We start from the raw sequence: 26,500 nt of genomic DNA, 5'->3' as shown, positions 1-26,500 counted from the left end.
GGTGAAACGCCGTACCGACACCCGCGCCCACCGCTACATCGTCGACCACGTCAAGCCCGGCACCACCATCCGGCGCCGGGTCGAGGTGGTGAACGCCTCCTCGGTGCGAAGGAAGATCGACCTCTACGCCGCCGCCGCGACGGTGCACGGGACGGAGTTCGGCTTCGCACCGGAGCGGACCCAGAACGAGCTGACAAGCTGGACGAAGCTCGACCGGGCCAGCGTCGAACTCGGGCCCCGCGAGGAGACCCGGGCCTGGGTGACCGTCGCGATCCCCGCGGAGGCATCGGCCGGCGAGCGCTACGGGGTGATCTGGGCCGAGCTGGCCGGCGACGTGGACCAGGACACCAACGTCCGCAACGTCACCCGGTCCGGGGTCCGGATGTACCTCTCCGTCGGGCCAGGCGGCGAACCGCCCTCCGACTTCGAGATCACCGGGCTGACCGGCCAGCGCCGGCCGGGCGGCACCCCCGTGGTGAGCGCGGAGGTGCGCAACACCGGTGGGCGCGCCCTCGACCTGAGCGGGGAACTCCAGCTCACCGACGGGCCGGGCGGGCTCTCCGCCGGGCCGTTGAAGGTCGACGCCGGCACCTTGGCCATGGGCGCCGCCGGACCGGTCAGCATTCCGCTGGACGCCCAACTGCCGGACGGCCCCTGGACGGTGCAACTCAAGCTGGTCAGCGGCTGGGTGGAGCGCAGGGCCGAGGGGAAACTCACCTTCGGGCCCGCTGTCGTGCCGGCCCCCGCCACCGACCGGGGCTTCCCGCCGCTGGCCACCGTCGCCAGCCTGCTCGCCGCGCTGGTCGCCCTCGCCCTGCTGGGCTGGTACGCCCGCCGCCGCTGGGTGCCGCGCCGGTTCCAGCCCGCTGTACACCGGCACGCGAGCAGCAGCGGTCGACCGCTCGGCGGAATCAGGTGGCGGCGAGGATGACCGGCTGCGCCGCGAGGTAGTAGGCGTCGTCGTCCGCCTCCGGGTGCACCGGTTCGCTGAGCCGCTCCACCGCCACGAACCCCCTGGCCGCGTACACGAAGCCGGGGGCCCAGCTGGTCGAGTCGCGGCCGTACGTCAGCGGGACGCGGGACCGCTCCCGCCCGCTGGCCGCGTCGAGGGTGACCAGCTCGCCGGTGTCGGTCCCCTCGCCCGGTTCGGTGCGCAGGTGCACCCGGCCCGACTGGGTGGTGAGGATCCGGGCCGGGGCGCGGCCGAGCCAGCGCCAGCGCTGCGCGCCGGTGGACACCGAGCGGGCCAGCAGCTCGGGCCCGCGCGGGGTCAGCGCGAGGTCGCCGAGCAGTTCCGTCTCCGGGGCGTCCAGGGCCGGTGCCGCGACCGGAGTGGCACCGTCGACCCGCCAGCCCCGGGTCGCGCCGCCGCTGCTGGTCCGCAGGCCCCGGCAGTCGGAGCGGGCCACCACACAACCGAGCGGTGTCACCTGGAGCGCGGGGGCGGCCCCCGTCGGGCGCCACGGCGCGGCCGGCGCACCGGTCGCCACGTCGTACAGCCGCAGTGAGGTGGTGCCGGCGCAGTCCACGGTCAGCGCCAGCCGGCCGCCGGCCGTGGTGAAGCCCTCGCCCGGCACACCGGCCGGGGTGCCGTCCGGGCAGGTCGGTGCCGCCCCCGCCCGCCACCGGACCTGCCCGGTGGCGATGTCCACGCCGAGTCGTCCGCCCGCCCCGGCCACCAGGACGAACCGGCCGCCGTCCGGGCTGCCGGCGGTGTACAGGCCGGCCGGGGCGTAGACGGTGGCGGCGCCGGTGCGCCGGCCGACGTACCCCTGGTCCGGTCGTGGCCCCTCGGCCCGCCACCGGACCCGGCCGGTCCGGGCGTCCAGCGCGACCAGTTGGCCGTCGGACCATCGGGTGACCACGGTGGTGCCGCTGGCCACCACGCCGGTGAGCTGCGCGGGCCAGCGCCGGTACGACCAGTACGGCGTGCGGCGGGTCTTCGCGTCGAGCGGCTGGTCGGCGCTGACCTGACGGGTGGTGGCGAAGATCCGCAGCCGGTCGTCCACGATCAGCGGTGCGGCGTTGAGGGTGCCGATGACCCGGGGCCGGGCGGTCTCCGGGGGTGGGTAGCCGACCTGGGCCGCCGTCACCACCTCGGCGGGGGCGAGCACCCGGTGCACGACAAAGGCGCTGGCCACCAGCGCCAGCACCGCCCCGACCGCCGCGAACAGGATCCGCGGCCAGCGCCGCGCGCCCTCCGGCGTTGCCATCCCCGCACCTCCGCCGGGCACCCTACCGACCGCCACCCCGGCGGAGCCTGGCAGGTGGCCGGCGGGAGATCGGCCCCTCGGCCCCGTCCCCACGGTACGGCCGGTCCGGGTCGAGTTCTCCGGAAATAGCCAGAGGTGAACGGCGGGACCGGGTCGCGCCCTCCGGCGGATCGGGGCCGGTCCGTGCGCCTCCGGCATCCTCCGTGACGGCCCTGGTCGCGGAGGATGCCGGCGGAGGACGACCGGACCGGCCCGTCAGTCAGCCGTCGAACCGGCCCGAGCGGGTGGCGGCGACGAAGGCCGCCCAACCGGCCGGCCCGAACGCCAGGACCGGGCCGGGATCCTTCGAGTCGCGCACCCCGACGATCCCGGGAAGGTTGTCGGCCACCTCGACGCAGAGCCCCTGGTCGTTGGAGCGGCTGCTCTTGCGCCACACCGCGCGCTCACCGTCGAACATTCTGCTATCCCTTTCGCGTCAATCGCACCTTATGGCGGGTTTTGTCCGCCCTCGTGCTCAACGCGACATGGATGATCCTGTTACTGCACCGGGGCACCCGATCGCACGGCCTGTGCGACCGCGCCGGATCGCCGCCGGCCGAGTCGAGGCAACGATCTCGGGGCGGCGGCGCGGGACGGCCGTCAGCTCGGGCCGGAGCGGGCCGGTTCGATCGTTCCGGCCACCTCGCCCAACCCGACGGTGCGGCCGTCCGGGCCCGGCGCGGTGGCGGTGACGGTGACCGTGTCGCCGTCGGCGAGGAAGGTCCGGGTGGAGCCGTCGGAGAGCGTGACCGGCTCGGCGCCACCCCAGGTCAGTTCGAGGAACGAGCCGACCTGGTCACGGCGGGGCCCGGACACGGTGCCGGAGGCGTACAGGTCACCGGTGCGCAGCGCGGCGCCGTTCACGGTGAGGTGGGTGAGCTGCTGGGCCGGCGTCCAGTACATCTGCGCGAACGGCGGCTCGCTGACCCGGGTGCCGTTCCAGTCCACCGCCAGCCGCAGGTCCAGCCCGAGGTGCGGTACGTCGCGGAGGTAGTCGAGCACCGGCGGGTCCTGCGGCGGCGCCGGCACCCAGGCGTCGGCCAGCGCCTCCAGCGGCACCACCCAGGGCGAGACCGAGGTGGCGAACGACTTGCCGAGGAACGGCCCGAGCGGCTGGTACTCCCAGGCCTGGATGTCCCGGGCCGACCAGTCGTTGACCAGCACCACGCCGAAGACATGCGCCGCGAAGTCCTCGACGCCGACCCGGGCACCGAGTGGGGACGGCACCCCGACCACGAAGCCGACCTCGGCCTCGATGTCCAGCCGGGTCGACGGCCCGAAGACCGGCCCGTCCGGGGTGCCGCGCTGACCGCTCGGCCGGACCACCGGGGTACCGGAGACCACCACCGTGCCGGCCCGGCCGTGGTAGCCGACCGGCAGGTGCCGCCAGTTCGGCAGCAGCGCCGGCTGGCCGGGGCGGAAGATCTGCCCGACGTTGCCGGCGTGCTGCTCCGAGGAGTAGAAGTCCACGTAGTCGGCGACCTCGAACGGCATCACGAGGTCGACCTCGCCGAGCGGGACCAGCAGCGGCGCGACCTCGGCCCGGTGCCCGTCGGCGCTGAGCAGCTCGACGATCCGGTGCCGTACCGTCGTCCACTGGGGACGGCCGAGCGCCAGGAACGCGTTCAGGCTCGACCCGCGCAGCGCACCGCCGGCCAGGACCAGCTCGGCCGCCTCCGCGCCGTGCAGGTCGAGGACGAAGTCCCCGATCCGTACGCCGATCCGGGGCGGTCCGCCCGAGCGGCGGAAGACCCCGTACGGCAGGTTGTGCACCCCGTACGGCGAGCCCGCCGCACCGTCGACCCAGGTCACGCGCCCCCGCCTTCCGTGTCGCTCACTGTTCGAAACCGCCGTTGACCAGGCCCAGCCGGACGAGATCGGTCAGCGGCTCCAGCACACTGCACGAGCCGAACCCGGTCCAGAGCGGACGGTCCTGTTCCCGGCGGGACCGCGCCGCCTCGACCAGCGGCAGCGGGTCGGTCGCGGCGAGCAGTTCGGTCACCTCGGGCACCTCCGCCCCCTCGTACGCGGCGGCGGTGCCGGCCAGGACGTTGACGAACCCGTGGTGGGTGAAGCCGGTCTCCGGGTCGATGTGCCGGATCGCGTGGTGCAGCCCGGCGGTCAGCTTGAACGGCAGTTGCCGGTCCCGGCAGGCGCCGATCACCGCGGCCAGTTCCACCGGGGTGGGGAAGAGTTCGGCGGCCAGCCCGCCGGTGCGGAACTTCGGCGCGATCCGCTTGCCGGCGGCCCGTTCCCGGGCCAGCCGGTCCAGCGCGGCGAGCAGCCCCCAGGTCAGCGGGATCTCGGCGTAGACGTCGGCGTCGTCGAGGTGGGCGGGGAGCCCGGTCAGCGCGGCCAGGCCCGGGTGGGGGTCCTCGCCCCGCTTGCCCACCGCGGCCTCGACCTGGCGGATCCGCACCCGGGGGTCGACCCGGTCGCGCAGCGGGTAGAGCGCCGGGATCGGCACGTCACCGATCACGCCGACGTCGATCCGCTCGTCCTCGTCGAGCAGCTTGGGCAGCTCCGGCAGGGCGGAGGCGGGCACGAGCAGCGGCCCGACCAGGTCGGCGTACCAGGCGGTGCGGTGCCGCCGGTGCGCCGCCACCGCTTCGGCCAGCGGGGCGCTCCCGGGCGGAAAGACGGCGGCGTCGTCGACCAGCGCGGCGAAGAGCCGGGGCACCTGCGTTGACACGAACAGAGAACTTACGGGACGCTACGACTAGCGGACAACACCGTCCGATTATCGGACGACTTCGGCCGCTGACTGGGACAAAACGGAGGTGATCATGCCGTACTATCGCAGCGTCGGCGAGGTACCCCGCAAGCGCCACACCCAGTTCCGGCAACCCGACGGCAGCCTCTACGCCGAGGAGCTGATGGGCCAGGAGGGCTTCTCCTCGGACTCCTCGCTGCTCTACCACCGGCACCTGCCGACCGCGATCGTCGCCGCCGAGGAGTTCACCCCGCCGGCCTGGTCACGGCGGCCGAACCTGCCGCTCAAGCCCCGGCACCTGCGTACCCACAAACTGGACTCGGCCGGCGCCGACCCGGTGCTGGGCCGCCAGCACCTGCTCGCCAACGACGACGTCCGGATCTCGTACGTCGTCGCCGACCGGCCGTCCCCGCTCTACCGCAACGCCGTCGGCGACGAGTGCCTCTACGTCGAGTCCGGCGCGGCCCGGATCGAGTCCACCTTCGGGGCGCTCGGGGTGACCGCCGGCGACTACGTGATCATCCCGACCTCGGTGGTGCACCGGATCGTGCCGATCGCCCCGGACCCGCTCCGGCTGCTCACCGTCGAGGCCTCCGGACACATCGGCCCGCCCAAGCGCTACCTCTCGGTGCGCGGCCAGTTCCTGGAGCACTCGCCGTACTGCGAACGCGACGTCCGGGGACCGCAGGCGCCGCTGCTGGTCGAGGAGACCGACGTCGAGGTGTACGTCCAACACCGGCGCGGCTGGACCCGCCACGTCTACGCCAACCACCCGTTCGGCGTGGTCGGCTGGGACGGCCACCTCTACCCGTGGGCGTTCTCCATCCACGACTTCGAGCCGATCACCGGGCGGGTGCACCAGCCGCCGCCGGTACACCAGACCTTCCAGGGCCCCAACTTCGTCATCTGCTCCTTCGTACCGCGCAAGGTCGACTATCACCCGCTGGCCATCCCGGTGCCGTACAACCACCACAACGTCGACTCAGACGAACTGCTCTTCTACACCGGCGGCAACTACGAGGCGCGGCGCGGCTCCGGCATCGAACAGGGCTCGATGTCGCTGCACCCGGCCGGCTTCACCCACGGGCCGCAGCCCGGCGCGGCGGAGCGGTCCATCGGCGCGGAGAGCTTCGACGAGCTGGCGGTCATGGTCGACACGTTCCGCCCCCTCGACCTCTGCGACCCCGCACTGGCCTGTGAGGACACCAACTACGCCTGGACCTGGGCCCGCCAGGTGTAAGGAAGGGCCCCCCATTATCGCTTTTTGTATAGGAAGGGCCCCTTCTTAACCCGACAGCGGCGGCGCCTAACCGCGCTCGGCGCCGCCGAAGATGACCGCCAGCTCGGCCACCGCGCTGGCGACGATGGCCAGCACCAGCGGCCACGGGCTGCCCACCAGGGCGTAGAGCAGGATCAGGCAGGGCGCGGCGGCCACCGCGTAGACGGCGTAGCCGAGGGTCGGGTCGACCCGCATCAACTGGGCCAGCCGTTCCCGGTTGAGGTTGGGCACCCGGCGGGCGATCCGCCAAACCAGCAGCCCGCCGGTCACCGCCGCCAGCGCCGCCCAGACCCGGGACGCGCCCGGGCTGCCGGCGGCCATGCAGGCCACCAACACGGCGGCCACGATGGAGTACCCGGCGCCGTACATGACGAACTGGCGCAGGCCCATGCCGATCGTACGGCCGCTGTCGACCCGGGCCGGCGCCAGCGCGGCCGCCTCGGCGAGGTGTTCCAGCGCCTCTGAGTAGCGCCGCTGCTCCAGGTGGAGCACCCCGATGTCGTGCCGCGCCTCGGCCAGCTCCGGGTCCAGTCGCAGCGCCTCCCGGTAGGCCCGCTCGGCCAGGTCGAACAGCTCCATCCGGGCCGCGACCAGCCCGAGCACCAGGTGCGCCTGCGGCTCCTCGGGCGCCAGCTCGACACCCCGCCACGCCGCGTTCAGCGCCGGCTGGCCGTTGCGCGCCTCGGCCAGGATCGCCGCGGCGCTCCGCTGGGCGTACGCGTCCTCGGGGCCGAGCGCCAGGATCTGGTCGGCCATCGCGGCGGCCTGGCGGAACTCGCGCAGGTCGACCAGGGTGTGTCCCCGGATCACCAGCGGATGCACGAGTCCCGGGGCGGCGGCCACCGCCGCGTCCGCAGCGGTCAGCGCCTCGGTCGGCTGACCGGCGGCGAGCCGGACCATGGCCATCCTGACCAGCGCCGCGACGTTGTCTGGTTCCAGCGCGAGGGCGAAACCGAGTTCGCCGGCGGCCTCGTCGTAGCGACCGAGTTCGGCGAGGAGTTCCGCCCGCTGGACGTAACCCTCGGCGGAGGAGGACTGATCGGAGGTGGCGTCGCTGGACACGCGCCGAGCGTAGCCGGAAGTGTCTGGATTGGCGCCGTAGCCCCGACCCGCCGAATCCGTCTCCCCATAGGAGCCCGATCAGCGGTACCGTGTACGGGACCAAGCCTGGCGCTCCCCCCGTGGCGTCAGGCTTGGTCCTTTTCGGGCGTCAGTCTTTTGCCCGCTTTGTCCTGTAGGTGCCCGCCGGGGCGCGGCGGACGGCCCGCCAGCGGGCTCCTGGCGCACCGGCCACCGGGCGACGGCCGGATCCCGGACGACCCGCACGGCGGACGCCTGACCCGCGAGCCGGCCGGCTCGCGGGTGGCCGGCCGGCTCGCGGGTCAGGCGTCCGCGACGCCGGAGACGAAGGTCCGCCAGGCCGCCGGGCCGAAGCTCAGCACCGGGCCGGACCGGTCCTTGCTGTCCCGCACCAGCACCCGGCCCGGCAGGTTGTCGGCGACCTCCACGCAGTCGCCCTGGTTGGCGCTGCTCCGGGCGCTGGTACGCCAGTTCGGCTGCTCAGCCATGCTCCTCCACCGCCTTCAGGATCAGGTCCCGCGACTGGTCGACCGGGAGGGCGAGACCGGACACCACCTCCCAGGCGAACTCTAGCTGGCCGAGGTCGTCCGGATCGGTGACCACCTGGCCGCGCAACTGGTTGTCCAGGTAGCTGGCCCAGACTCCGCCGGGCAGCGTGGCCAGCACGAACGGGCCGGACAGCCCGATATGCAGCCCGGCGCTGTGCGGCACCACCAGGATCTGCACCCGGGGCCGGTGCCCGACGTCGACCAAATGGTCAAGCTGCTCCTTGACGATCTCCGGCGGCCCGCAGCGCAGCGCAGCCTCGCCGACGATCGCGGTCAGCATCGGCGGGTCCGGGCGGTCCAGGGTGGCCGCCTGCCGGTCCTTGCGGACCTGGGTGGTCCGCTCGACCGCGTCATCGGGCAGCCGGCCGCCGCGCAGCACCGCCCGGGTGTACGCCTCGGTCTGAAGCAGCCCGGGGATCAGGTTGGGCTGGAACGTCCGGAGCAGCAGGGACCGCCGCTCGTTCTCCGTCCAGGGCCGCAACCACGGCGCCTGCGCGTCCTCGCGGGCCACCTCGGCGGCTCGCTGAAACTCGTCGCCGGTACCGAACAGCTCGTCCAGCCGTTCCGCCGTGTCCGGCTGCGGGATCGCCCGCCCGCACTCGAACGCCGCGATCAACGAACCGCTGACGTTGATCGCCGCGCCCGCCTGCTCCTGGGTCAGCTTCTTGGCTCCCCGCTGCTTCCTGAGCAATTCCCGAAGGTCGCTCACGTATTACCCCCCATTGAGGAAGAGTGCCGGTTATCCGCCGCTATTGGCGTTGGTCCATCTTCTAGGAGGCGGGGCAGACGGTCCAGGGTGGAGCCAACGGGACCGCTCAGCAGGTACGGACGCGGGGCGGAACCGGGCGGGGGCCGTCGTGATCCGCAACGCGTACGGCCCCCGCACTCCATTCGGGAAAGGAGGGGCAATGATGTCCCGACGGCATCGCGTACCAATTCGGCACCGCCGCGCCTGGTACTTCCTGTGGATCTTCTGCACCTGCGGACGCGGCTGGCGGTGCCCCCGCGCCTCGGCGCGCACCCACGGCTTCCACCCGCCGCCGCAGCGTTTCCGGCCGGCCACGGCAACGGCGGCGGCCCGGCGCCGTCTCAACCAGCGCCCGACCTGGGACGCGCCCACCTGGTCCCACCTGGCCAACGGCCGAGCCGGTGGCCTGACCCCCGGCCAACTCCACCGCACCGCCCCGGCCGCGCGGTCCACCAACCCGGCAGCGCCACTGAGCGGCCCGGCCGCGCAGCCCGTCAACCCGGCAGCGCCACTGAGCGGCCCGACCACGCAGCCCGTCAACCCGGCAGCGCCACTGAGCGGCCCGACCACGCAGCCCGTCAACCCGGCAGCGCCATTGAGCGGCCCGACCGCGCAGCCCGTCAACCCGGCGGACCTGCCGGCGCCCCGGGCCGGCTCGCGGTGACCGGGGCCCGGGCGGCGGGGCACCGCCCGTACACCCGGTTCCGGCCGCACACGCCCGCGCGCCCGTGTTTCCGGTGCCGGACCTGCGGGGCCCACTGGCCGTGCCAACCGGCCCGGCTCGCCCTGCTGCGCGCCTACCGGGACAACCGGGTCGGACTGATGATCTACCTGGCCGGCCAGCTCCAGCGGGCGCTACAGGACCTCCCGCACGCCGATCCCGCCGCCCTCGCCGCCCGCATCGTCTACTGGGTCCCCCGCAACCGACCGCCCTGACCGAGCCGGCCACCCGCCCGAGACCTGTTAACCGGGGGCCCTTCCTATGCAGAATCCGATAAGAAGGGGCCCTTCCTTACCAGGAGGGCGACGGCTATGCCGGCTAGGCCCTCGGCGCGGCCGGTGAGGCCGAGGCCGTCGGTGGTGGTGCCGGAGACGGTGACCGGGGCGCCGACCGCCGCCGAGAGCACCTGCTGCGCCTCCGCCCGGCGGGGTCCGATCTTGGGGCGTACCCCGATCACCTGGATGGAGACGTTGCCGATCTCGAAGCCGGCGGCCCGGACCCGGCGGGCGGTCTCGGCCAGCAGGGTCACCCCGGCGGCGCCGGCCCATTCGGGCTCGGCCACCCCGAAGTTGGCGCCGAGGTCGCCGAGGCCGGCGGCGGAGAGCAGCGCGTCGCAGGCGGCGTGCGCCGCCACGTCGCCGTCGGAGTGCCCGGCGAGCCCGTCTACGCCGGGCCAGTGCAGGCCGGCCACCCAGCAGTCCCGCCCCGACTCGTAGCCGTGTACGTCGGTGCCGACGCCGACCAGCGGAAGGATCATGTGCGCAGCGTAGGCGATCAGGGCTGTCCGGCGGCCGGGGCGGCGTGCAGCAGGTGCTCGGCCAGCGCCAGGTCGAACGGGCGGGTGATCTTGAGGGCGTACTCGGATCCGGGCACGCAGGCGACCCGTACCCCCTGCTTCTCGACCAGGCCCGCGTCGTCGGTCAGCGGGTCGACGGCGGCGGCGTGCGCGGCGGCGAGGACGGCCCGGCGGAAACCCTGCGGCGTCTGTACGGCCCGCAGCGCGCTGCGGTCGACGGTGCCGAGCACCGCGCCGTCGGCGGTGACCTCCTTGATCGTGTCGACCACCGGGAGTACCGGGATGGCGGCGTCCTCGCCGCTCCGGATCGCGGCGGCCACCGACTCGACCAGGCCGGTCGGGGTGAGCGCCCGGGCCGCGTCGTGCACGAGGATGATCTCGGGACCGTCCGGCACGGCGGCCAGCGCGGCGGCGACCGACTCCTGCCGGCTGGCGCCGCCGGAGACCACGGTCACGGCGGCGATCGGCGCCAGCAGTTCGCGGACGGCCTGGGTGTCGGCGGGGGGCGCGGCCACCACGATGACGCGGACCGACGGGGCGGCGGCGACGCGCCGCACGGCATGCGCCAGCAGCGGTTCGCCGCCGAGCAGGCGGAGCGCCTTGGGACCGCCGGGGCCGAGCCGGACGCCGGCACCCGCCGCAGGAACGAGGACCGCGACGTCACCGCGCGGATTGAGCTGCGCGGTCACGTCGCGGTCCTCGGACTTTCTCGCGTACGGTGCTGGCACGGACGGATCATGCCAGGCCGGGGCTCTACGCCTCGGTCAGCACCTTGTCGAGGAGGTTCTCCGCCTCGTCCTTGGTGCTCTTCTCGGCGAGCGCGACCTCGCCGACCAGAATGTCGCGGGCCTTGGCCAGCATGCGCTTCTCGCCCGCCGACAGGCCCCGCTCCCGCTCCCGGCGCCAGAGGTCGCGGACAACCTCAGCCACCTTCAGGGGGTTACCGGAGGCCAACTTCTCCAGATTTGCCTTGTAACGCCGCGACCAGTTGGTCGGCTCCTCGGTGTGCGGGGCACGGAGGACATCGAAGACCTTGCCCAGGCCCTCTTCACCGACCACTTCGCGCACGCCCACGATCTCGGCATTCTCGGCAGGCACCCGGACCGTCAGATCACCCTGAGCGACCCTGAGGACGAGGTACTGCTTAGGCTCGCCCTTGATGACCCGAGTCTCGATTGCCTCGATGAGTGCGGCCCCGTGGTGGGGGTAAACAACGGTCTCGCCGACACTGAAAACCATAGGTTCGAAACCCCTTTCGCTGTGTCTAGGGTAACACGCTCAGGCACCCATGTCCCACCGCAGTCCTGACCGTTAGCGCAGCTCAGAGGCCCTGTGAGAGGTCTTTCTTCGGCTTGACAGGACGGCAATCGGTTGATTTAGACACGCTCTGTGACTCGCGGATCACCGGCCGACAAGACGGGTCCGATAAATCGGATCTAGGGCGTTGCTGTCGTTCCAGCATATCTCTTCCCTCTCGGGCACGTCCCCTACTGGCCATACCGGGCCCGGTAGGGGACCCTGGAGGGGAGCGGTGATTCACTCTCGGGTGACCGGCCAGGGGGTGCCAGATGAGCACGTCGGCGGACGGCGACGGACGGCCGGAGAACGGCCCTGACAAGCTGCCCGAGCTGCCCGCCGAGTGGGGTCCGATCGTGATCCCCGACGATCCCGCCGAGCTGGCCGCCGAGGCCGAACAGGTCCGCCGCGAACTGTGGGCCCAGGCCCACCGGAACGCGCCGCTGCGACGCCACTGGCACATCCTCGGCGGGAGCGCACCGGCGCGGCTGGCCATCCTGATCATGTCCGTGCTGCTGCTGGCGACCCTGACCAGCCTCTTCGCGATCATCTGGCCCGGTAACCCGGCTCCGACACCGACCGTCGCCGCACCCACCCCGGCCGGCACCCGCAGCCCGACACTGCCGGCGCTGGACCTGCTCGACGAGGACGGCGGGCTCGTCTCGTTGCGCGCGGCGCTGCCAGCGGTGATCATCCTGACCGACGACTGCGCCTGCGCGGACGAGGTGGCCGGAGCGCTGGGCGCCGTACCCCCCGGGGTGGCCGTGGTCACGGTCGCCCGCCGACGGGCCGCCCCCGGGCCGCCGAGCGGGGCGCCGCCCGGCACCCGTCCCCGCGCGCTCACCGACCCCACCGGCGAACTGCGGACGTCCCTGCGGCTGGCCCCGCCCCCCGGAAAGGCCGCCGCCGTACTGGTCGACCGCTCCGGACGCATCCTGCGGACCGTGCCGGCGCTCAGCTCCGTCGCCGACTACGGGCCCGAACTCGCACAGCTCGGCACCCGTTGACCCGCCCCGCCGGCACCGCCCGCCGCGCCACCGGCCCCGGCCCGGCTCAGCGGCCGGCGGTGCGCTCCAGCAGCGTGGCGTAGAGGGTCAGCCCCGGCCCGAACGCGAGCATCAGCACCGTACGGGGCGGATGCGGGGCGCGACGGAACCGGTCGAGGATCAGCAGCGAGGTCGCCGAGGAGCAGTTGCCGTGCTCGGCCAGCGTCGCCCGCGACCCGGCCAGCGCCTCCGGCGGCAGGCCCAACTCCTCCTCCACCACGTTGAGGATCCGCGGCCCACCCGGGTGCACCGCCCAGCCGTCCACGTCGGAGATCCGCCGCCCGTGCCGGGCCAGCAGGCCGGTCACCAGGTCGGCCACGTGCGCCGCCAGCACCTGCGGCACCCTCGGCGAGAGCCCCATCCGGAAGCCGGTGTCGGTCAGCTCCCAGGTCATGTGGTCGGCCGTCGAGGTGTCGGTCATCGCGGCGACCTCGCGGACGGCGTACCCCGGCCGGCCGCCCGGGACGACCACCACCGCGGCGGCGGCGTCGGAGAAGAGCGCGTGCGAGACGATCTGCTGGGTGTCCATCCGGGCCGAGGAGGGCTGGATGTGCAGGCTGGTCAGCTCGGCGCAGAGCAGCAGCGCCGGCCGGCCCCGCGACGCCACGAAATCGTGCGCGGCACCGAGACCGGGCAGGGCGGCGTAGCAGCCCATGTGGCCGACGAACATCCGCTGGGTGTCCGGCGCCATGCCCAGGTCCCGGGCCAACAAAATGTCCAGCCCCGGGGTGGCGTACCCGGTGCAGGAGCAGACCACGAAGAGGCCCACGTCCCCGGCACCGATGCCGGCGTCGGTCAACGCCCGGCCGACCGCCTCCTTGCCCAGCGGCAGCGCCTCGATCTGGTAGCGGCGCATCCGCCGCTCGGTCGGCCAGTCGGAGACGTCCTCCAACAGCGGGTTCACCGCCGCCTGCCGGGTCTCGACACCGGAGTTGGCGAAGATCCGCCGAGCCAGCGCCCGGGTGGTGCCGTCGAAGTGCCGCGCGAAGAAGCCCTCCCACAGCTCGTCCTGCCGGGCCCCCGGGGGCAGCGCAACCCCCAGTCCGGTGATCACTCCGGTGACGCTCCCCCGCGCCCCGTTCTCCGTACGTCCGCTCACCATGGCCGCCCTCCGATCGCGACTGCACACGCGCCCGTGGTCCGTGCGCCCACCGGAACCAACCCTCGGGCACGGCGCCGGGACTCGCACGTCGTGGCGACCTGCCTACGGAAGCTCACCATGGCGGTGCCCGCCGGAGCACCCGTTCCGCCCGGCGGACCCGGGCCGCGGACGTCCCCTGCCGGACCGCGCGTCACCATCGGGGAGCCGAGCCGTCCCGGTCCGGGTCCCCGCCGAGCGCCGCGATGCCGAGCCAGTCGGCACAGACGTCCGAGGTCGCCGGGTGCAGCGAACCGCACCGGGCGTCCCGGTACAGCCGCTCCAGCGGGTGACCCCGGCGGGTGGCCGAGGTGCCGGCCGCCTCCACCATCGAGGCCGCCACCTCGGCCGCCGTCGTACCGGCCAGCAGCTTGGCCCGCCACACCCAGCGGTTCGTCTCGGCGTCCCCCGGTGCCTCGTCCACCCGGCGGGCCGCCTCGGCCACCGCGAGCTGGGCGGCGGCGGTCGCCGCGTCGGCCCGGCCGACCCGGGCCCGTACCGCCGGCAGGCCGTCGAACCCCCGGGCGGTCAGGTGCTCCACCGCGGCGTCGATCGCGGCCCGGGCCACCCCGACGTAGACGGCCGCGTAGCTGGCCACCAGCCAGTGCGGCATGAGCTGCGCGACCACCAGCGCCAGCCCCTCCACCCCGCCGAGCAGCCGGTCCGCCGGCACCGTCACGTCCAGGTGCAGGTCGTGCGAGGCGGTGGCGCGCATGCCGAGCGCGTCCCAGGTCGGCTCGACCTGCAACCCGTCCGCCGAGGCGGGCACCAGGAACTGCGACACCAGCGACGGGTCCGCCGCACTGCGCGCGGCGACCAGGTAGGCATCCGCGTGCCCCGCCCCGGAACAGAAGGTCTTCGCGCCCTTGACGTGGTAGCCCCCCTCCACCGGCTCGTACGTGGTGGTCAGCTTCGACAGCCGGGAACCGGCGCCGCGCTCGCTCATCGCCACCCCGTACCAGGCGCCGGACGCCGCCTCGGCCAGCAGCCGGTCCCGCGCGGCGAGCGCCTCGTCCGGTACGCCCAGCGCCTCCGCCAGCTCCTCGGTCAGCGCGCCGAGGGCACCGGTCACCGAGGCGTGCATGTTGAAGACCAGCGCCGTCGCGCCGTTGCCCCGGGCCAGCTCGGTGGCGACCGCCGCGTAGCCGCTGAAGTCGGCGCCGAACCCGCCCAGCGCCGGCGGCACCATCAACCCGAACAGCCCCTCCGCCCTCAGGTCGGCGAAGTCCTCGACCGGGAACGCGCCGTCGCGGTCGTACCCGGCCGCCCGGGCCGCCAGCCTCGGAGCCAACCGGCGCGCCGCCGCCACCGGATCCACCGTCATAACCGTCCCCTTCCACACCGGCCCGGCGTCCGTCGCCGCCCCGCCTACCGTTCCCTGGTCCCCCACCCCTGATAGAGCACCGCCGCCGACCAGGTCGGCACGATCCGTGGCGCGGCCGGATCGGGGACGGCCGTTCCCCGCCCCACCGGGTCGCCGGTGCGTCCCCGCGCCCGGCGTACCAGCCAGCGGGCGGTCCCCCGGACCTCCGGCCGGATGCCCCGGACCCGCAGCGTGATGCCGTGCCGGGCGCACTCCCGGACCAGCGCCCCGGAGTCGACGAAGAGCCGGGGATCGTGGATGCCCCGGGGCACCCCCCGGAAGAGTTCGGCCACCCGCACCGCCAGCAGCCGGGACAGCGCGGTGGCGTTGAGCGTGTCGAGCACCAGGGTGCCGCCCGGGCGCAGGAGCCGGGCCGCCTCGGCCACCACCGCCTGCCACTGCGGGACGTGTTCCAGCACCTCACCGGCGGCGACCACGTCCGCGCAGCCGTCCGCGAGCGGTACGGCGGTGACGTCGCCGTTGACCGGCCACACGCCGTGCGCGGCGGCCTGGCCGAGCGCGGAGCGGACGAGATCGACACCGACGTGCCGGTAGCCGCGCCCCGCCACCCGGGGGGCGAGCAGGCCGGCGCCGCAGCCCAGGTCGACCAGGACCGCCCCGGGGCGGGTCGCGGGCGGCACCAGCCGGGCCCGCGCCTCGGCCAGCCAGTGCAGCATCGCGAAGGCGCCGTCGGGCCGCCACCACTCGTCGGCCAGCTCGTCGTACTGCCGGGGATCGTTCGGCGGCAGCACCCGGGACCCGGCGGTCGACGGTCCCCGCCCGGAAGCCGCCCCGGCGTCCTCGTCGTCCCGCATGCCGTCGAGCCTGGCACGTTCGGGCGATAACGACCAGACTTCCCCTATGTCGCAGGTGGTGTTAGGGCTGGTCCGGGCGAGTCACCCGGAGCCGGCGCTCGCGGTGACGACGGTCTCGGCCCTGCTCGCCTGGGGCATCGGGCACCCGCCCGGGGCGATCGCGGCGGTGGCACTCACCGTGCTCGCCAGCCAGCTCGCGATCGGCTGGGTCAACGACCGGCTCGACGCCGACCGGGACGCCGCGGTGGGTCGGCGGGACAAGCCGATCGCCGCCGGCATGATCGGCCGGCGGGCGGTCGGGGTGGCCGGGGCGCTGGCCGCCGTCGCCACCCCGCTGCCGGCGCTGGCCCTCAACCTCACCGCGGCGGCCTGGGCCACCGTCGCCCTCGTCTCCGCCCTGCTCTACAACTGGCCGCTCAAGTCGACCCCGGTCTCCGTGCTGCCCTACGCCGTCTCGTTCGGCACGCTGCCCGCCTTCGTCGTACTGGCGCTGCCCGGCGCCCCGGCCCCGCCGGTCTGGCTGGTGGTGGCGGGCGCGCTGCTCGGCGCCGGGGCACACTTCGCGAACGTCCTGCCCGACCTGGCCGACGACGCCCGCACGGGGGTGCGCGGCCTGCCGCACCGGCTGGGGCGGGCCGGCTCCCAGGCGGCCGCCGCCGGGCTGCTGCTGGGAGCGACCGCGACGCTGGTCCTCGGGCCGCCCGGGCCGCCGTCGTGGGCCGGCCTCGCGGCCATCGCGGTCGCCGCCGTGGTGCCGACCGCCGGCTGGTACGCGGGAAGGGTGGCCGCCCGCCGGGGCGAGCGCCCGGTGGCCGCCTTCCGGGCCGTCATGCTGGTCGCGGTCATCGACGTCGTCCTGCTGGTGGCGAGCGGACGGGTGGTCTGAACCGGCCGGTACGGGACCGGACGGATTACCGGGTCGGCGTCTGGGTGCCGATCACCGCCCACTACCCTGGAGGCCGTTGGAGCGCGGGTTCGTACGCCGCGCCCGTTCCGTCCGGCGCCGATCGCGACGAGCGAGCCGGGACCGCAGCGAGGAGGACCAGGTGACGCGCTCGATCAGGGGGGCCCGGCGGGCCACGGTGGTGCTGGCCGGTACGGCAGTCGCCACCACCCTGCTGCTGTCCGGGTGCGGCGCGGGTCAGATCGCGGAGACCGCCGCACGGCAGCCCACCACGGTGGGCGCGAACGCGCAGACGGCGGACAACCTGTTCAAGGTGCGGAACCTCTTCATCGACTACCTGAACACGACGGGGTACCCGGCCGGCGGCAACGCGCCGGTGAGCGTGGCGCTCTTCAACGACTCTGGTGTCCCGGTGACGGTGCGGGTCAGCGCCGAGGGCGCCCAGTCGGTGGTGCTCGCGGGCCAGGTCTCCGGCACCCCGATGCCGGTCGGCACGCTCTCCGGCGGCCCGGTGCCGAGCGGAGCCGCCAGCGTCACGCCGTCGGCGTCGCCGAGTGCCACCCCGGGCGAGCCCGCCGGATCCCCGTCCGCCTCGCCGGAGGGCTCGCCCTCCGGTTCGCCGTCCGCTGCCGGATCGGCCAGCCCGAGCGCGCAGGCCCCGGCCGGCGCGCCGCCCGAGGTGCAGATCCCGGCAGGCAGTTTCATCGTGCTGACCAGGACCCTCGGGAGCTGGCTCCAGCTCAACGGGCTGGCCGCGCCGCTGCCTCCGGGCGCGTCGATCCCGATGACCTTCGACTTCAACGGCGCCCAGGTGGTCGTGGCGGCGCCGGTCGCCGTGCCGCAGACGCCGGCACCGGTGGCCACGCCGGAGGCCGAGGTGGGCGGCGGGCACGGCGACGAGGGGTGAGCGCGCCCCGGGCGTCCGACCCCGGCCGGGGCACGGGCGTTTCGTCGTACGAGTTGGTTAGCGTGCTGGGGTGACCAGCCGAGCCACCCCCCGCCCCGCCGCAGCCGCCGCGCGCGGCCGGGCCGCGACCCGCGAACCCCGGCCCGCCTACGAGTGCGACGCCTGCGGCCACCAGCCGCCCAAGTGGGTCGGTCGCTGCCCCGAGTGCGGGGAGTGGGGGGCGGTCGTCGAGTCGACGCTCTCCGGTCCCACCGTCGCCGGTCGGGTGGTGAGTTCCCGGGCCCCGGCCGAGCCGGCCCGGCCCATCGCCACGATCAGCGCCGCCCCGGCCCGGGCCCGGCCGACCGGCGTGCCCGAGCTCGACCGGGTGCTCGGCGGCGGCCTGGTCCCCGGGGCCGTGGTCCTGCTGGCCGGCGAGCCCGGGGTGGGCAAGTCCACCCTGCTGCTCGACGTCGCCCAGCAGTGGGCGGCCGGCGCCGGCAGCCCGTCGCTGGTGGTCAGCGGCGAGGAGTCGGTCAGCCAGGTGCGGCTGCGCGCGGAGCGGATGGGCGCCCTGCACGACCGGCTCTACCTCGCCGCGGAGAACGACCTCGGCGCGGTCCTCGGCCACCTGGACGCGGTCAAGCCGGGCCTGCTGGTGCTCGACTCCGTGCAGACCATCTCCACGCCGGGCACCGAGGGGGTGCAGGGCGGGGTCACCCAGGTCCGGGCCGTCACCGCCGCGCTGGTCTCGGTCGCCAAGGAGCGCGGCATCGCGACGGTGCTGGTCGGGCACGTCACCAAGGACGGCCAGGTCGCCGGCCCCCGGGTGCTGGAGCACCTGGTCGACGTGGTGCTGCACTTCGAGGGCGACAAGCACTCCTCGCTGCGGATGGTCCGCGGCGTGAAGAACCGGTTCGGCACCGCCGACGAGGTCGGCTGCTTCGAGATGCACGAGGGCGGGATCAGCAGCCTGGCCGACCCGTCCGGGCTCTTCCTCACCCGCTCCGCCGAGCCGGTCCCCGGCACCTGCGTGACGGTGGCGATGGAGGGTCGGCGGGCGCTCGTCACCGAGGTGCAGGCGCTGATCGGCGCCACGGTCGCCGGCTCGCCGCGCCGTACCGTCTCCGGGCTGGACAGCGCCCGGCTGGCGATGGTGCTCGCCGTCCTCCAGCGCCGCACCGAGCGGCTGACGCTGCACGACCGGGAGGTCTTCGCCGCCACCGTCGGGGGGATCCGGGTGGTGGAGCCGGCGGCCGATCTGGCGGTCGCGCTCGCCGTCGCCTCCGGCGGCCTCAACCTGGCCATCGCGCCCGATCTGGTGGCGATCGGGGAGGTGGGGCTGACCGGCGAGGTGCGCCGGGTCGGTGCGGTGCCCCGGCGGCTCGCCGAGGCGGCCCGGCTCGGCTTCCGGTACGCGCTGGTGCCCGTCGGCTGCGGTCCGGCGGCGAGCGGGGTGACCCCGGAGAACATGCGGGTGACGGAGGTCACGGACGTACGATCGGCGCTCCAGTCGGTGGCCCGGCTGTCCGCTGAGTAACCATACGCTCACGCAAAGCACAATGCCGTACGGTGGCATGCTTGGGCGGCGTACCGCGTACCGGGTAGTTCGTGATCACTCGGCCCGACAAGACTCGTCAATCAAGTGCAAACTGGACACTTCACGGCCGGTTCCAGGCGTCACCGCCGGCAGATGGATGGGAGGGAGCGGCGCAGTGGCACGTCACAGTAACCGCGGCAGCACCGAACGCAGGGCGGTCCGTAGAATGTCGGGGTGCCGATCGACCGCGACGCGAACCGGACCGCCAGCCCGGCTCCCCCTGTCCGCACCGGCGCCGCCGGCTCGGCGGCCCGCACCATCAGCGTCGGCATGACCGTCAACAGCAGCGGCCCGACCGGTGACCCGTTGCGGGCCAACCTGGCGCTGATGGCGCCCGGCACCGCCCTGCGGGACGGGCTGGAGCGGATCCTGCGGGGCCGCACCGGCGCGCTGATCGTGCTCGGCTACGACAAGGTCGTGGAGACGCTCTGCACCGGCGGCTTCCCCCTCGACGTCGAGTTCTCCGCCACCCGGGTCCGCGAACTGTGCAAGATGGACGGCGCGGTGGTGCTCTCCAGCGACGGCACCCGGATCGTCCGGGCGGCGGTGCACCTGATGCCCGACCCGTCGATTCCGACCGAGGAGTCCGGCACCCGGCACCGCACCGCGGAGCGGGTGGCCCGGCAGACCGGCTTCCCGGTGATCTCGGTCAGCCAGTCGATGCGGATCATCAGTCTCTACGTGAACGGCCAGCGGCACGTGCTGGACGACTCGGCCGCGATCCTGTCCCGGGCCAACCAGGCGCTCGCCACCCTGGAGCGCTACAAGCTGCGGCTGGACGAGGTCTCCGGCACGCTCTCCGCGCTGGAGATCGAAGACCTGGTGACGGTCCGGGACGCGGTCGCCGTGGTGCAGCGGCTGGAGATGGTCCGCCGGATCGCCGACGAGATCGCCGGTTACGTGGTGGAACTCGGCACCGACGGCCGGCTGCTGGCCCTCCAGCTCGACGAGCTGATGGCCGGCGTCGACGCCGACCGGACACTGGTCATCCGCGACTACCTGCCCACCGGCCGGAAGGCCCGGACCCTCGACGAGGCGCTGGTCGAGCTCGACCTGCTCACCGCCACCGAGCTGATCGACCTGGTCGCCGTGGCCAAGGCGATCGGCTATCCGGGCGCCTCCGACGCCCTGGACGCGGCGGTCAGCCCGCGTGGCTTCCGGCTGCTCGCCAAGGTGCCCCGGCTGCCCGGCCTGGTGGTCGACCGGCTGGTCGGCCACTTCGGCAGCTTGCAGCGGCTGCTCGGCGCCACGGTGGAGGATCTACAGGCCGTGGACGGCGTGGGCGACGCGCGGGCCCGGGGTGTCCGGGAGGGACTCTCCCGGCTGGCCGAGGCGTCCATCCTGGAGCGCTACGTCTGACCCACCCCGGCCCGCCCGGCTCAGTTGGTGATGGTGATCTTCACCGGCTCGCTGAGCTTGGTGGCGAGCCGGCCGAGGAGCTGATAGCTGCCGGCCGCCGGATAGGGCCCGGTCGCCAACCCGCTGGCGCACTTCGAACTCTCCCGGCCGTTCCACACGATCTTGTACTCGTTCTCGTGGGTGGGCGGGAAGGAGTAGACCTCGTTGGTCTGCACGTTGCCGCAGACGTCGGACGACCAGATCTTGCGGGCCCCGCTCTTGACGAACAGCTCCTGCATGGCGGCACCGACATCCCGGCTACAGGTGCGGTCCGAGACGTTCTTGATCCGGAGCCGAAGCTCGATCGGCTCGCCCCGGCGCGCGGTGGTCCTCGACGCCAGCGGCACCACCGACATCTCCTCGTCGGTACATCCGCCCTCGACCGGTGGGGCGGCCGGCGGGACCGCCCCACCGCCCGCAGGCTCGACCGGCGGCAGTTCCTCCCCGGCCGGCGCGTCGGACGGATCGCCCTCCGGTGCGCCGGACTCGGAGGCACCGGGCTCGGGGCCACCGGACTCCGGTGTGAGCACGGGCGAAGGTCCGGGCGACTGGCCGGGGTTGGCAGTGCCGTTCCTTCCGGTCTCGTCACCCGTTCTGGTGCAGGAGTAGACGAGCACGATCAGGAACAGCAGCGCGGCGCCGAGCACGACGGCTCGACGCCGCCAGTACACGGCGGATGGCAGGGGGCCGACCGTCAAACGCATAATGTCCTCACCGTATCGGGGCGTCCCCCGCCGATCCCCGCGACGCGCCGGGCACCCGCCGACCCCGTACCGGATCCGGCGCCGGACCCCGGCGGCGCGCGACGACCGCGCGGCGGCCGCCGACCGTCAGAGATAGACCTTCCGCTGGTAGATCGCGTGCGCGCCGGCGACCCGGTCCAGGAACAGCCGTCCCGCGCAGTGGTCGATCTCGTGTTGCAGGGCGCGGGCCTCGAAGCCGTCGGTCACCAGCCGGACCGGCGCCCCGGTCCCGGGCAGCACCGCCCGCACCACCACCCGGCTGGCCCGCTTGACGTCGCCGGTCAGGTCGGGGACGGACATGCAGCCCTCCCGGCCCGGCCGCCACCGGCTGGCCTCGTCGATCTCCGCATTGCAGAGCACGAAGGTGCCGTGCGAGGTGAGGGTCTTGGGATGGCCGGTCACGTCGACCGCGAAGACCCGGACCCCGACGCCGACCTGCGGCGCGGCCAAGCCGACGCAGCCCGGCGACACCCGCATCGTCGCCACCAGGTCGGCGGCGAGCCGGACCGTCTCCTCGGCCAGTGGATCGACCTCCGCGCCGGCCCGGCTCAGCACCGAGGCGGGCGCGGTGAGCACCGGCAGCACCTGGCCCGGGGCGCCCAGCGCCGCCGTCGTCCAGTCACCCAGCCCGGCATCCTCCGCCATCACAGCAGATCCGAGTCGGCGCGGCGCAGGGTGACCTCCACGCCCAGCTCCGCGCCCACCTCGGCCAGTCGGCCGACCAGGCCGTCCGCCGCGCCCGACGGCAGCTCCACCTCGGCGACGAGGACGTAGAGCGGCCCGGTGAGCCGGGTGGTCAGGTCGGTCACGTTGCCGCCGACAGCGGCCAGCTCCCTGGTCACCGCCGCGACGATGCCGAGCCGGTCGGCCCCGTGCACCGCCATCAGGTACGGCTCACCGAAGGGCGCGCTGGCCGGCTCCGGCCCGACCTCGCGTACCGTCGCCACCAGTTGGCCATCCGCGACGACGGCCTCCAGGGCGGTGCTCGCCTCGGTCGCGGCCGGGCCCGCGCAGATCAGCGTCATCGCGAAGTGACCGCGGAGCCGGGTCATGGTCGAGTCGGTGAGGTTGCCGCCGACCTGGGCGAGCGCCTCGGTGACGTCCGCCACGATGCCGGGCCGGTCCGGACCGATCACGGTGATCGCCAGCTCGTTCATCCGGGCAGTCTGCCCGGTCCGCGCCGCCCCTCGCCGCCCGCCCCGCCGCCCCGCCCACGTTGCGGGACGGGCACCGCCGGCAGGCTTGTCGCCTTCCCGGCCGGCTCGAGCCGGGCGCCGCTGGACGCCGGGCCGGGACGGCGTGACAGGATCGACGGCGCCATGTCAGAGACGCAGCTCGCCACCGCGGCCATCCGGTGGTACGACGAGAACGCCCGCGACCTGCCGTGGCGGGAGCCCGGCATCGGCGCCTGGCCGATCCTGGTCAGCGAGATCATGTTGCAGCAGACCCCGGTGGTACGGGTGCTACCGGCCTGGCGTGCCTGGCTGACCCGGTGGCCGGTGCCGGCCGCGCTGGCCGCCGACAGTCCGGCGGAGGCGATCCGGATGTGGGGGCGCCTCGGCTATCCACGGCGGGCGCTGCGGCTGCACGAGTGTGCCGTCGCCCTGGTGCGGCGGCACGGCGGCGCGGTGCCGACGGACCTCGACGAGCTGCTGGCGCTGCCCGGGGTGGGCAGCTACACCGCCCGGGCGGTGGCCGCGTTCGCGTACGGGCAGCGGCACCCGGTGGTGGACACCAACGTACGCCGGCTGGTGGCGCGCGCGGTCGCCGGTGCGCCGGACGCCGGACCGGCCACCCGTCCCGCCGATCTGGTCGCGACCGAGGCGCTGCTGCCGGTGGATCCCCCGGCGGCGGCCCGGGCCAGCGCCGCATTCATGGAGCTGGGGGCGCTGATCTGTGTCGCCCGGTCCCCGCGCTGCGTCGACTGCCCGCTGGCCGGGATCTGCGCCTGGCGGGCGGGCGGCCAGCCGGCACCGAGCGGACCCACCCGACGTCCGCAGCGGTACGCCGGCACCGACCGGCAGGTACGCGGCCGGCTCCTCGCCGTACTGCGGGAGAGCGTCGGCCCGGTGCCACGGGAACGGCTGGACCTGGTCTGGGCCGACGACGTACAGCGGGCGCGGGCGTTGGCCGGGCTGGTCGAGGACGGCCTGGTGGAGCTGGTCGGTGAGGCCTGCGTCCTGGCCGGCGAACGCCGCTTCTCCACCCCCTGACACCTCGCCCCCGCCCCCGCCCTCTGCCCGGCGGGGCGCACCCCCAAGATCGGCGTGATCAGGGAGTTGACACCCCGACACGCCGACGACACGCCGGACGTACTCCCTGATCACCGGGAGGGGTGGGCAGAAAACGGGCTCGGCCCGGTGGCTTCGCCACCGGGCCGAGCCCGTTACCGCGTTCTTACTCGTCCGCGCCGGCGGTGGCGGCGTTGCCGAGGTCGGCCGGTACCGCGTCGGGCACCTCGACCGGCTTGTCCGCACCGCGGAAGACCAGCTTGGACTTGTCGGTGTCCTCCGGGTCGCCCTCGCAGTCCACCACAACGATCTGACCCGGGGTCAACTCGTTGAACAGGATCCGCTCGGACAGGTTGTCCTCGATGTCGCGCTGGATCGTCCGACGCAGCGGCCGGGCACCCAGCACCGGGTCGAAGCCCTTCTTCGCCAGGTACTTCTTGGCGTTGTCGGTCAGCTCCAGCCCCATGTCCTTGTTCCGCAGCTGGGTCTCGATCCGCTGGATCATGATGTCCACGATGTGCAGGATCTCGCCCTGCTTCAACTGGTGGAACACGATCGTGTCGTCGATCCGGTTCAGGAACTCCGGCCGGAAGTGCTGCTTGAGCTCGTCGTTGACCTTCTGCTTCATCCGCTCGTAGTTCGAGTCGGAGTCCTCAGAGGCCTGGAAGCCCAGCGAGACCGCCTTGGCCACGTCCCGGGTACCCAGGTTGGTGGTCAGGATGATCACCGTGTTCTTGAAGTCGACGATCCGACCCTGCCCATCGGTGAGCCGCCCGTCCTCCAGGATCTGGAGCAGCGTGTTGAACACGTCCGGGTGGGCCTTCTCGATCTCGTCGAACAGGACCACCGAGAACGGCCGACGCCGCACCTTCTCCGTGAGCTGGCCACCCTCGTCGTAACCCACGTAGCCGGGAGGCGCCCCGACCAGGCGGGAGACCGTGTACCGGTCGTGGAACTCCGACATGTCCAGCTGGATCAGCGCGTCCTCGCTGCCGAACAGGAACTCCGCGAGGGCCTTGGACAGCTCGGTCTTACCGACGCCGGACGGACCGGCGAAGATGAACGAGCCGGACGGCCGCTTCGGGTCCTTCAGGCCGGCCCGGGTACGCCGGATGGCCTTGGACACCGCGCGAACCGCGTCCTCCTGGCCGACGACCCGCTTGTGCAGCTCGTCTTCCATCCGCAGCAGCCGGGAGGTCTCCTCCTCGGTCAGCTTGTACACCGGGATGCCGGTCCAGTTCGCCAGGACCTCGGCGATCTGCTCGTCGTCGACCTCGGACACCACGTCCAGGTCGCCGGCCTTCCACTCCTTCTCCCGCTGCGCCTTCTGACCCAGCAGCTGCTTCTCCTTGTCCCGCAGCTGCGCGGCCCGCTCGAAGTCCTGCGCGTCGATCGCGGACTCCTTGTCCCGACGGACCTGGGCGATCCGCTCGTCGAAGTCCCGCAGGTCTGGCGGCGCGGTCATCCGGCGGATCCGCATCCGGGCACCGGCCTCGTCGATCAGGTCGATCGCCTTGTCCGGCAGGAACCGGTCGGAGATGTACCGGTCGGCCAGCGTCGCCGCCGCCACCAGGGCGCCGTCGGTGATGCTCACCCGGTGGTGCGCCTCGTAGCGGTCACGCAGGCCCTTGAGGATCTCGATGGTGTGCGCCAGCGACGGCTCACCCACCTGGATCGGCTGGAACCGGCGCTCGAGCGCGGCGTCCTTCTCCAGGTGCTTGCGGTACTCGTCGAGCGTGGTCGCGCCGATGGTCTGCAGCTCGCCACGGGCCAGCATCGGCTTGAGGATGCTCGCCGCGTCGATCGCGCCCTCGGCGGCACCCGCACCCACCAGGGTGTGGATCTCGTCGATGAACAGGATGATGTCACCCCGGGTGCGGATCTCCTTGAGCACCTTCTTCAGGCGCTCCTCGAAGTCACCCCGGTAGCGGGAACCGGCCACCAGAGCGCCCAGGTCAAGCGTGTAGAGCTGCTTGTCCTTCAGCGTCTCCGGGACCTCGCCCTTGATGATCTTCTGGGAAAGGCCCTCGACGACCGCCGTCTTGCCGACGCCGGGCTCGCCGATCAGGACCGGGTTGTTCTTGGTACGGCGGGAGAGAACCTGCATCACCCGCTCGATTTCCTTCTCGCGCCCGATGACCGGGTCGAGCTTGCCCTCGCGGGCGGCCTGGGTCAGGTTGCGGCCGAACTGGTCCAGCACGAGGCTGGTCGACGGCGCGGCCTCACCCGGGGTGGCACCCGCGGCGGCGGGCTCCTTGCCCTGGTAGCCGGAGAGCAACTGGATCACCTGCTGGCGGACCCGGTTGAGGTCGGCGCCGAGCTTGACCAGCACCTGGGCGGCCACGCCCTCGCCCTCACGGATCAGGCCGAGCAGGATGTGCTCCGTGCCGATGTAGTTGTGGCCGAGCTGAAGCGCCTCCCGCAGGGACAGCTCCAGGACCTTCTTGGCCCGCGGCGTGAACGGGATGTGCCCGCTCGGCGCCTGCTGACCCTGGCCGATGATCTCCTCGACCTGCTGGCGGACGCCCTCCAGCGAGATGCCCAGGCTCTCCAGAGCCTTCGCCGCGACGCCTTCGCCCTCGTGGATGAGACCCAACAGGATGTGTTCCGTACCGATGTAGTTGTGGTTGAGCATCCGGGCTTCTTCTTGAGCCAGGACGACAACCCGCCGCGCTCGGTCGGTGAACCGCTCGAACATGCCCTCGTGCTCCTCACGTGCCGTGCGCACTCGATCTTGATGGTCCAAGCATCGTGGCGGGGCCACCACCCGGACGTCCGGGGCGGACATCCGTGCTCCCTTACTCTATCGCCGCGAGCCGACTCTCCTGAGGTCGTGTGTTGCTGCAATGAGCCACATACGCGACGTTTCTACCAACCGTCCGCGCTCAACGATGCTTCCCGGACCGTCGACTGTACGCGCAGAGCGAAATTTCGCTCCCGCGG

General features: G+C 73.6%; 27 protein-coding genes. 10 read left to right on the top strand and 17 right to left on the bottom strand.

Annotation, left to right across the window (positions count from 1 at the left end; translation table 11 throughout):
* Nucleotide 1 precedes the first annotated feature (1 nt).
* Nucleotides 2-931 carry a hypothetical protein gene (locus ACQEUR_RS08505; protein ID WP_433028005.1) on the top strand — a complete coding sequence of 310 codons (930 nt, stop codon included), beginning with the start codon at nucleotides 2-4 and terminating at the stop codon, nucleotides 929-931.
* Here ACQEUR_RS08505 and ACQEUR_RS08500 read toward each other — a convergent pair.
* From ACQEUR_RS08500 to ACQEUR_RS08485, 4 genes are all read right to left on the bottom strand, one after another.
* Nucleotides 912-2,213, bottom strand: a complete 1,302-nt coding sequence (locus ACQEUR_RS08500) for a PQQ-binding-like beta-propeller repeat protein (RefSeq protein ID WP_433028002.1) — start codon at nucleotides 2,211-2,213, stop codon at nucleotides 912-914. The two genes, ACQEUR_RS08505 and ACQEUR_RS08500, sit on opposite strands and share 20 nt — an antisense overlap.
* 259 nt (nucleotides 2,214-2,472) lie before the next feature.
* The gene (locus tag ACQEUR_RS08495; RefSeq protein ID WP_433027999.1) at nucleotides 2,473-2,670 is read right to left on the bottom strand and encodes a DUF397 domain-containing protein; all 198 of its coding nucleotides are present in this window, start codon (nucleotides 2,668-2,670) and stop codon (nucleotides 2,473-2,475) included.
* Between the two features lie 182 nt (nucleotides 2,671-2,852).
* On the bottom strand, nucleotides 2,853-4,064 hold the full coding sequence (gene fahA / locus ACQEUR_RS08490) for a fumarylacetoacetase (protein WP_433027996.1): 1,212 nt from the start codon (nucleotides 4,062-4,064) through the stop codon (nucleotides 2,853-2,855).
* A 22-nt stretch (nucleotides 4,065-4,086) separates the two neighbouring features.
* Entirely contained in the window at nucleotides 4,087-4,944 is an 858-nt protein-coding gene (locus ACQEUR_RS08485) for a hypothetical protein (RefSeq protein ID WP_433027993.1), read from the bottom strand.
* Between the two features lie 94 nt (nucleotides 4,945-5,038).
* Between ACQEUR_RS08485 and ACQEUR_RS08480 the strand changes: the two genes are divergently transcribed.
* On the top strand, nucleotides 5,039-6,205 hold the full coding sequence (locus tag ACQEUR_RS08480) for a homogentisate 1,2-dioxygenase (RefSeq protein WP_433027990.1): 1,167 nt from the start codon (nucleotides 5,039-5,041) through the stop codon (nucleotides 6,203-6,205).
* A gap of 66 nt (nucleotides 6,206-6,271) precedes the next feature.
* Here the strand turns inward: ACQEUR_RS08480 and ACQEUR_RS08475 are convergent, their stop codons facing one another.
* The 3 genes from ACQEUR_RS08475 to ACQEUR_RS08465 form a co-directional block, all read right to left on the bottom strand.
* Nucleotides 6,272-7,306 (bottom strand): tetratricopeptide repeat protein, encoded by a 1,035-nt coding sequence (locus ACQEUR_RS08475; RefSeq protein ID WP_433027987.1) that lies wholly within the window; start codon nucleotides 7,304-7,306, stop codon nucleotides 6,272-6,274.
* Nucleotides 7,307-7,626: 320 nt separating this feature from the next.
* Complete coding sequence (locus tag ACQEUR_RS08470; protein ID WP_433027984.1) at nucleotides 7,627-7,812, bottom strand: DUF397 domain-containing protein; 186 nt, start codon at nucleotides 7,810-7,812, stop codon at nucleotides 7,627-7,629.
* Entirely contained in the window at nucleotides 7,805-8,581 is a 777-nt protein-coding gene (locus tag ACQEUR_RS08465; RefSeq protein WP_433027981.1) for a helix-turn-helix domain-containing protein, read from the bottom strand. The genes ACQEUR_RS08470 and ACQEUR_RS08465 overlap by 8 nt, the downstream gene beginning before the upstream one ends.
* Nucleotides 8,582-8,783: 202 nt before the next feature.
* Here ACQEUR_RS08465 and ACQEUR_RS08460 point away from each other — a divergent pair, with 202 nt between their 5' ends.
* Both ACQEUR_RS08460 and ACQEUR_RS08455 read left to right on the top strand, forming a co-directional pair.
* Nucleotides 8,784-9,284 carry a hypothetical protein gene (locus ACQEUR_RS08460; protein ID WP_433027978.1) on the top strand — a complete coding sequence of 167 codons (501 nt, stop codon included), beginning with the start codon at nucleotides 8,784-8,786 and terminating at the stop codon, nucleotides 9,282-9,284.
* On the top strand, nucleotides 9,281-9,556 hold the full coding sequence (locus ACQEUR_RS08455; protein WP_433027975.1) for a hypothetical protein: 276 nt from the start codon (nucleotides 9,281-9,283) through the stop codon (nucleotides 9,554-9,556). Before ACQEUR_RS08460 ends, ACQEUR_RS08455 begins: the two co-directional genes overlap by 4 nt.
* A gap of 44 nt (nucleotides 9,557-9,600) precedes the next feature.
* Here the strand turns inward: ACQEUR_RS08455 and ispF are convergent, their stop codons facing one another.
* The 3 genes from ispF to ACQEUR_RS08440 form a co-directional block, all read right to left on the bottom strand.
* Nucleotides 9,601-10,098, bottom strand: a complete 498-nt coding sequence (gene ispF / locus ACQEUR_RS08450) for a 2-C-methyl-D-erythritol 2,4-cyclodiphosphate synthase (protein ID WP_433027972.1) — start codon at nucleotides 10,096-10,098, stop codon at nucleotides 9,601-9,603.
* Nucleotides 10,099-10,115: 17 nt separating this feature from the next.
* Nucleotides 10,116-10,826, bottom strand: coding sequence for a 2-C-methyl-D-erythritol 4-phosphate cytidylyltransferase (ispD, locus tag ACQEUR_RS08445; RefSeq protein WP_433028959.1), 711 nt, complete (start codon nucleotides 10,824-10,826; stop codon nucleotides 10,116-10,118).
* Between the two features lie 64 nt (nucleotides 10,827-10,890).
* Entirely contained in the window at nucleotides 10,891-11,376 is a 486-nt protein-coding gene (locus ACQEUR_RS08440) for a CarD family transcriptional regulator (protein WP_121157498.1), read from the bottom strand.
* A gap of 329 nt (nucleotides 11,377-11,705) precedes the next feature.
* Between ACQEUR_RS08440 and ACQEUR_RS08435 the strand changes: the two genes are divergently transcribed.
* Nucleotides 11,706-12,440 carry a hypothetical protein gene (locus ACQEUR_RS08435; RefSeq protein ID WP_433027968.1) on the top strand — a complete coding sequence of 245 codons (735 nt, stop codon included), beginning with the start codon at nucleotides 11,706-11,708 and terminating at the stop codon, nucleotides 12,438-12,440.
* Between the two features lie 46 nt (nucleotides 12,441-12,486).
* Here the strand turns inward: ACQEUR_RS08435 and ACQEUR_RS08430 are convergent, their stop codons facing one another.
* From ACQEUR_RS08430 to ACQEUR_RS08420, 3 genes are all read right to left on the bottom strand, one after another.
* Nucleotides 12,487-13,578: a type III polyketide synthase gene (locus ACQEUR_RS08430; RefSeq protein WP_433027965.1), complete on the bottom strand. Its 1,092-nt coding sequence runs from the start codon at nucleotides 13,576-13,578 to the stop codon at nucleotides 12,487-12,489.
* Between the two features lie 193 nt (nucleotides 13,579-13,771).
* Entirely contained in the window at nucleotides 13,772-14,941 is a 1,170-nt protein-coding gene (locus tag ACQEUR_RS08425) for an acyl-CoA dehydrogenase family protein (protein WP_433027961.1), read from the bottom strand.
* Between the two features lie 44 nt (nucleotides 14,942-14,985).
* Nucleotides 14,986-15,795 (bottom strand): methyltransferase domain-containing protein, encoded by an 810-nt coding sequence (locus ACQEUR_RS08420; protein ID WP_433027958.1) that lies wholly within the window; start codon nucleotides 15,793-15,795, stop codon nucleotides 14,986-14,988.
* Between ACQEUR_RS08420 and ACQEUR_RS08415 the strand changes: the two genes are divergently transcribed.
* The 4 genes from ACQEUR_RS08415 to disA all read left to right on the top strand — a co-directional run bounded on the left by ACQEUR_RS08415 (nucleotide 15,794) and on the right by disA (nucleotide 20,544).
* On the top strand, nucleotides 15,794-16,681 hold the full coding sequence (locus tag ACQEUR_RS08415) for a UbiA family prenyltransferase (protein ID WP_433027955.1): 888 nt from the start codon (nucleotides 15,794-15,796) through the stop codon (nucleotides 16,679-16,681). The two genes, ACQEUR_RS08420 and ACQEUR_RS08415, sit on opposite strands and share 2 nt — an antisense overlap.
* A 160-nt stretch (nucleotides 16,682-16,841) precedes the next feature.
* Nucleotides 16,842-17,606 carry a hypothetical protein gene (locus ACQEUR_RS08410; protein ID WP_433027952.1) on the top strand — a complete coding sequence of 255 codons (765 nt, stop codon included), beginning with the start codon at nucleotides 16,842-16,844 and terminating at the stop codon, nucleotides 17,604-17,606.
* A 70-nt stretch (nucleotides 17,607-17,676) separates the two neighbouring features.
* On the top strand, nucleotides 17,677-19,125 hold the full coding sequence (gene radA / locus ACQEUR_RS08405) for a DNA repair protein RadA (protein ID WP_433027949.1): 1,449 nt from the start codon (nucleotides 17,677-17,679) through the stop codon (nucleotides 19,123-19,125).
* A gap of 234 nt (nucleotides 19,126-19,359) precedes the next feature.
* Nucleotides 19,360-20,544, top strand: a complete 1,185-nt coding sequence (disA, locus tag ACQEUR_RS08400) for a DNA integrity scanning diadenylate cyclase DisA (RefSeq protein ID WP_433027947.1) — start codon at nucleotides 19,360-19,362, stop codon at nucleotides 20,542-20,544.
* Between the two features lie 20 nt (nucleotides 20,545-20,564).
* Here the strand turns inward: disA and ACQEUR_RS08395 are convergent, their stop codons facing one another.
* The 3 genes from ACQEUR_RS08395 to ACQEUR_RS08385 form a co-directional block, all read right to left on the bottom strand.
* On the bottom strand, nucleotides 20,565-21,287 hold the full coding sequence (locus ACQEUR_RS08395; RefSeq protein ID WP_433027944.1) for a hypothetical protein: 723 nt from the start codon (nucleotides 21,285-21,287) through the stop codon (nucleotides 20,565-20,567).
* Nucleotides 21,288-21,413: 126 nt separating this feature from the next.
* Nucleotides 21,414-21,971 (bottom strand): peptide deformylase, encoded by a 558-nt coding sequence (locus tag ACQEUR_RS08390; protein ID WP_433027942.1) that lies wholly within the window; start codon nucleotides 21,969-21,971, stop codon nucleotides 21,414-21,416.
* Nucleotides 21,971-22,483, bottom strand: a complete 513-nt coding sequence (locus ACQEUR_RS08385) for a glycine cleavage system protein R (RefSeq protein ID WP_433027940.1) — start codon at nucleotides 22,481-22,483, stop codon at nucleotides 21,971-21,973. The genes ACQEUR_RS08390 and ACQEUR_RS08385 overlap by 1 nt, the downstream gene beginning before the upstream one ends.
* 162 nt (nucleotides 22,484-22,645) lie before the next feature.
* Here ACQEUR_RS08385 and ACQEUR_RS08380 point away from each other — a divergent pair, with 162 nt between their 5' ends.
* Nucleotides 22,646-23,539, top strand: coding sequence for an A/G-specific adenine glycosylase (locus ACQEUR_RS08380; protein WP_433027938.1), 894 nt, complete (start codon nucleotides 22,646-22,648; stop codon nucleotides 23,537-23,539).
* Between the two features lie 184 nt (nucleotides 23,540-23,723).
* On the opposite strand, the gene ACQEUR_RS08375 is transcribed toward ACQEUR_RS08380, so the two are convergent.
* Nucleotides 23,724-26,255, bottom strand: a complete 2,532-nt coding sequence (locus tag ACQEUR_RS08375) for an ATP-dependent Clp protease ATP-binding subunit (protein WP_433028957.1) — start codon at nucleotides 26,253-26,255, stop codon at nucleotides 23,724-23,726.
* Nucleotides 26,256-26,500: the final 245 nt, after the last annotated feature.

The organism is Plantactinospora sp. CA-290183 (assembly GCF_050936375.1).
Taxonomy (GTDB): Bacteria; Actinomycetota; Actinomycetes; order Mycobacteriales; family Micromonosporaceae; genus Plantactinospora.
This window is presented reverse-complemented; position numbering and strand designations above follow the sequence as displayed.

Coding starts and splice junctions, on each gene's coding strand:
- ACQEUR_RS08500 (WP_433028002.1), bottom strand. CDS start 2,213: ATGGCAACGCCGGAGGGCGCGCGGCGCTGGCCGCGGATCCTGTTCGCG.
- ACQEUR_RS08495 (WP_433027999.1), bottom strand. CDS start 2,670: ATGTTCGACGGTGAGCGCGCGGTGTGGCGCAAGAGCAGCCGCTCCAAC.
- ACQEUR_RS08480 (WP_433027990.1), top strand. CDS start 5,039: ATGCCGTACTATCGCAGCGTCGGCGAGGTACCCCGCAAGCGCCACACC.
- ACQEUR_RS08470 (WP_433027984.1), bottom strand. CDS start 7,812: ATGGCTGAGCAGCCGAACTGGCGTACCAGCGCCCGGAGCAGCGCCAAC.
- ACQEUR_RS08460 (WP_433027978.1), top strand. CDS start 8,784: ATGTCCCGACGGCATCGCGTACCAATTCGGCACCGCCGCGCCTGGTAC.
- ispF (WP_433027972.1), bottom strand. CDS start 10,098: ATGATCCTTCCGCTGGTCGGCGTCGGCACCGACGTACACGGCTACGAG.
- ACQEUR_RS08440 (WP_121157498.1), bottom strand. CDS start 11,376: ATGGTTTTCAGTGTCGGCGAGACCGTTGTTTACCCCCACCACGGGGCC.
- ACQEUR_RS08435 (WP_433027968.1), top strand. CDS start 11,706: ATGAGCACGTCGGCGGACGGCGACGGACGGCCGGAGAACGGCCCTGAC.
- ACQEUR_RS08425 (WP_433027961.1), bottom strand. CDS start 14,941: ATGACGGTGGATCCGGTGGCGGCGGCGCGCCGGTTGGCTCCGAGGCTG.
- ACQEUR_RS08415 (WP_433027955.1), top strand. CDS start 15,794: ATGCCGTCGAGCCTGGCACGTTCGGGCGATAACGACCAGACTTCCCCT.
- ACQEUR_RS08420 (WP_433027958.1), bottom strand. CDS start 15,795: ATGCGGGACGACGAGGACGCCGGGGCGGCTTCCGGGCGGGGACCGTCG.
- ACQEUR_RS08395 (WP_433027944.1), bottom strand. CDS start 21,287: ATGCGTTTGACGGTCGGCCCCCTGCCATCCGCCGTGTACTGGCGGCGT.
- ACQEUR_RS08390 (WP_433027942.1), bottom strand. CDS start 21,971: ATGGCGGAGGATGCCGGGCTGGGTGACTGGACGACGGCGGCGCTGGGC.
- ACQEUR_RS08385 (WP_433027940.1), bottom strand. CDS start 22,483: ATGAACGAGCTGGCGATCACCGTGATCGGTCCGGACCGGCCCGGCATC.
- ACQEUR_RS08380 (WP_433027938.1), top strand. CDS start 22,646: ATGTCAGAGACGCAGCTCGCCACCGCGGCCATCCGGTGGTACGACGAG.
- ACQEUR_RS08375 (WP_433028957.1), bottom strand. CDS start 26,255: ATGTTCGAGCGGTTCACCGACCGAGCGCGGCGGGTTGTCGTCCTGGCT.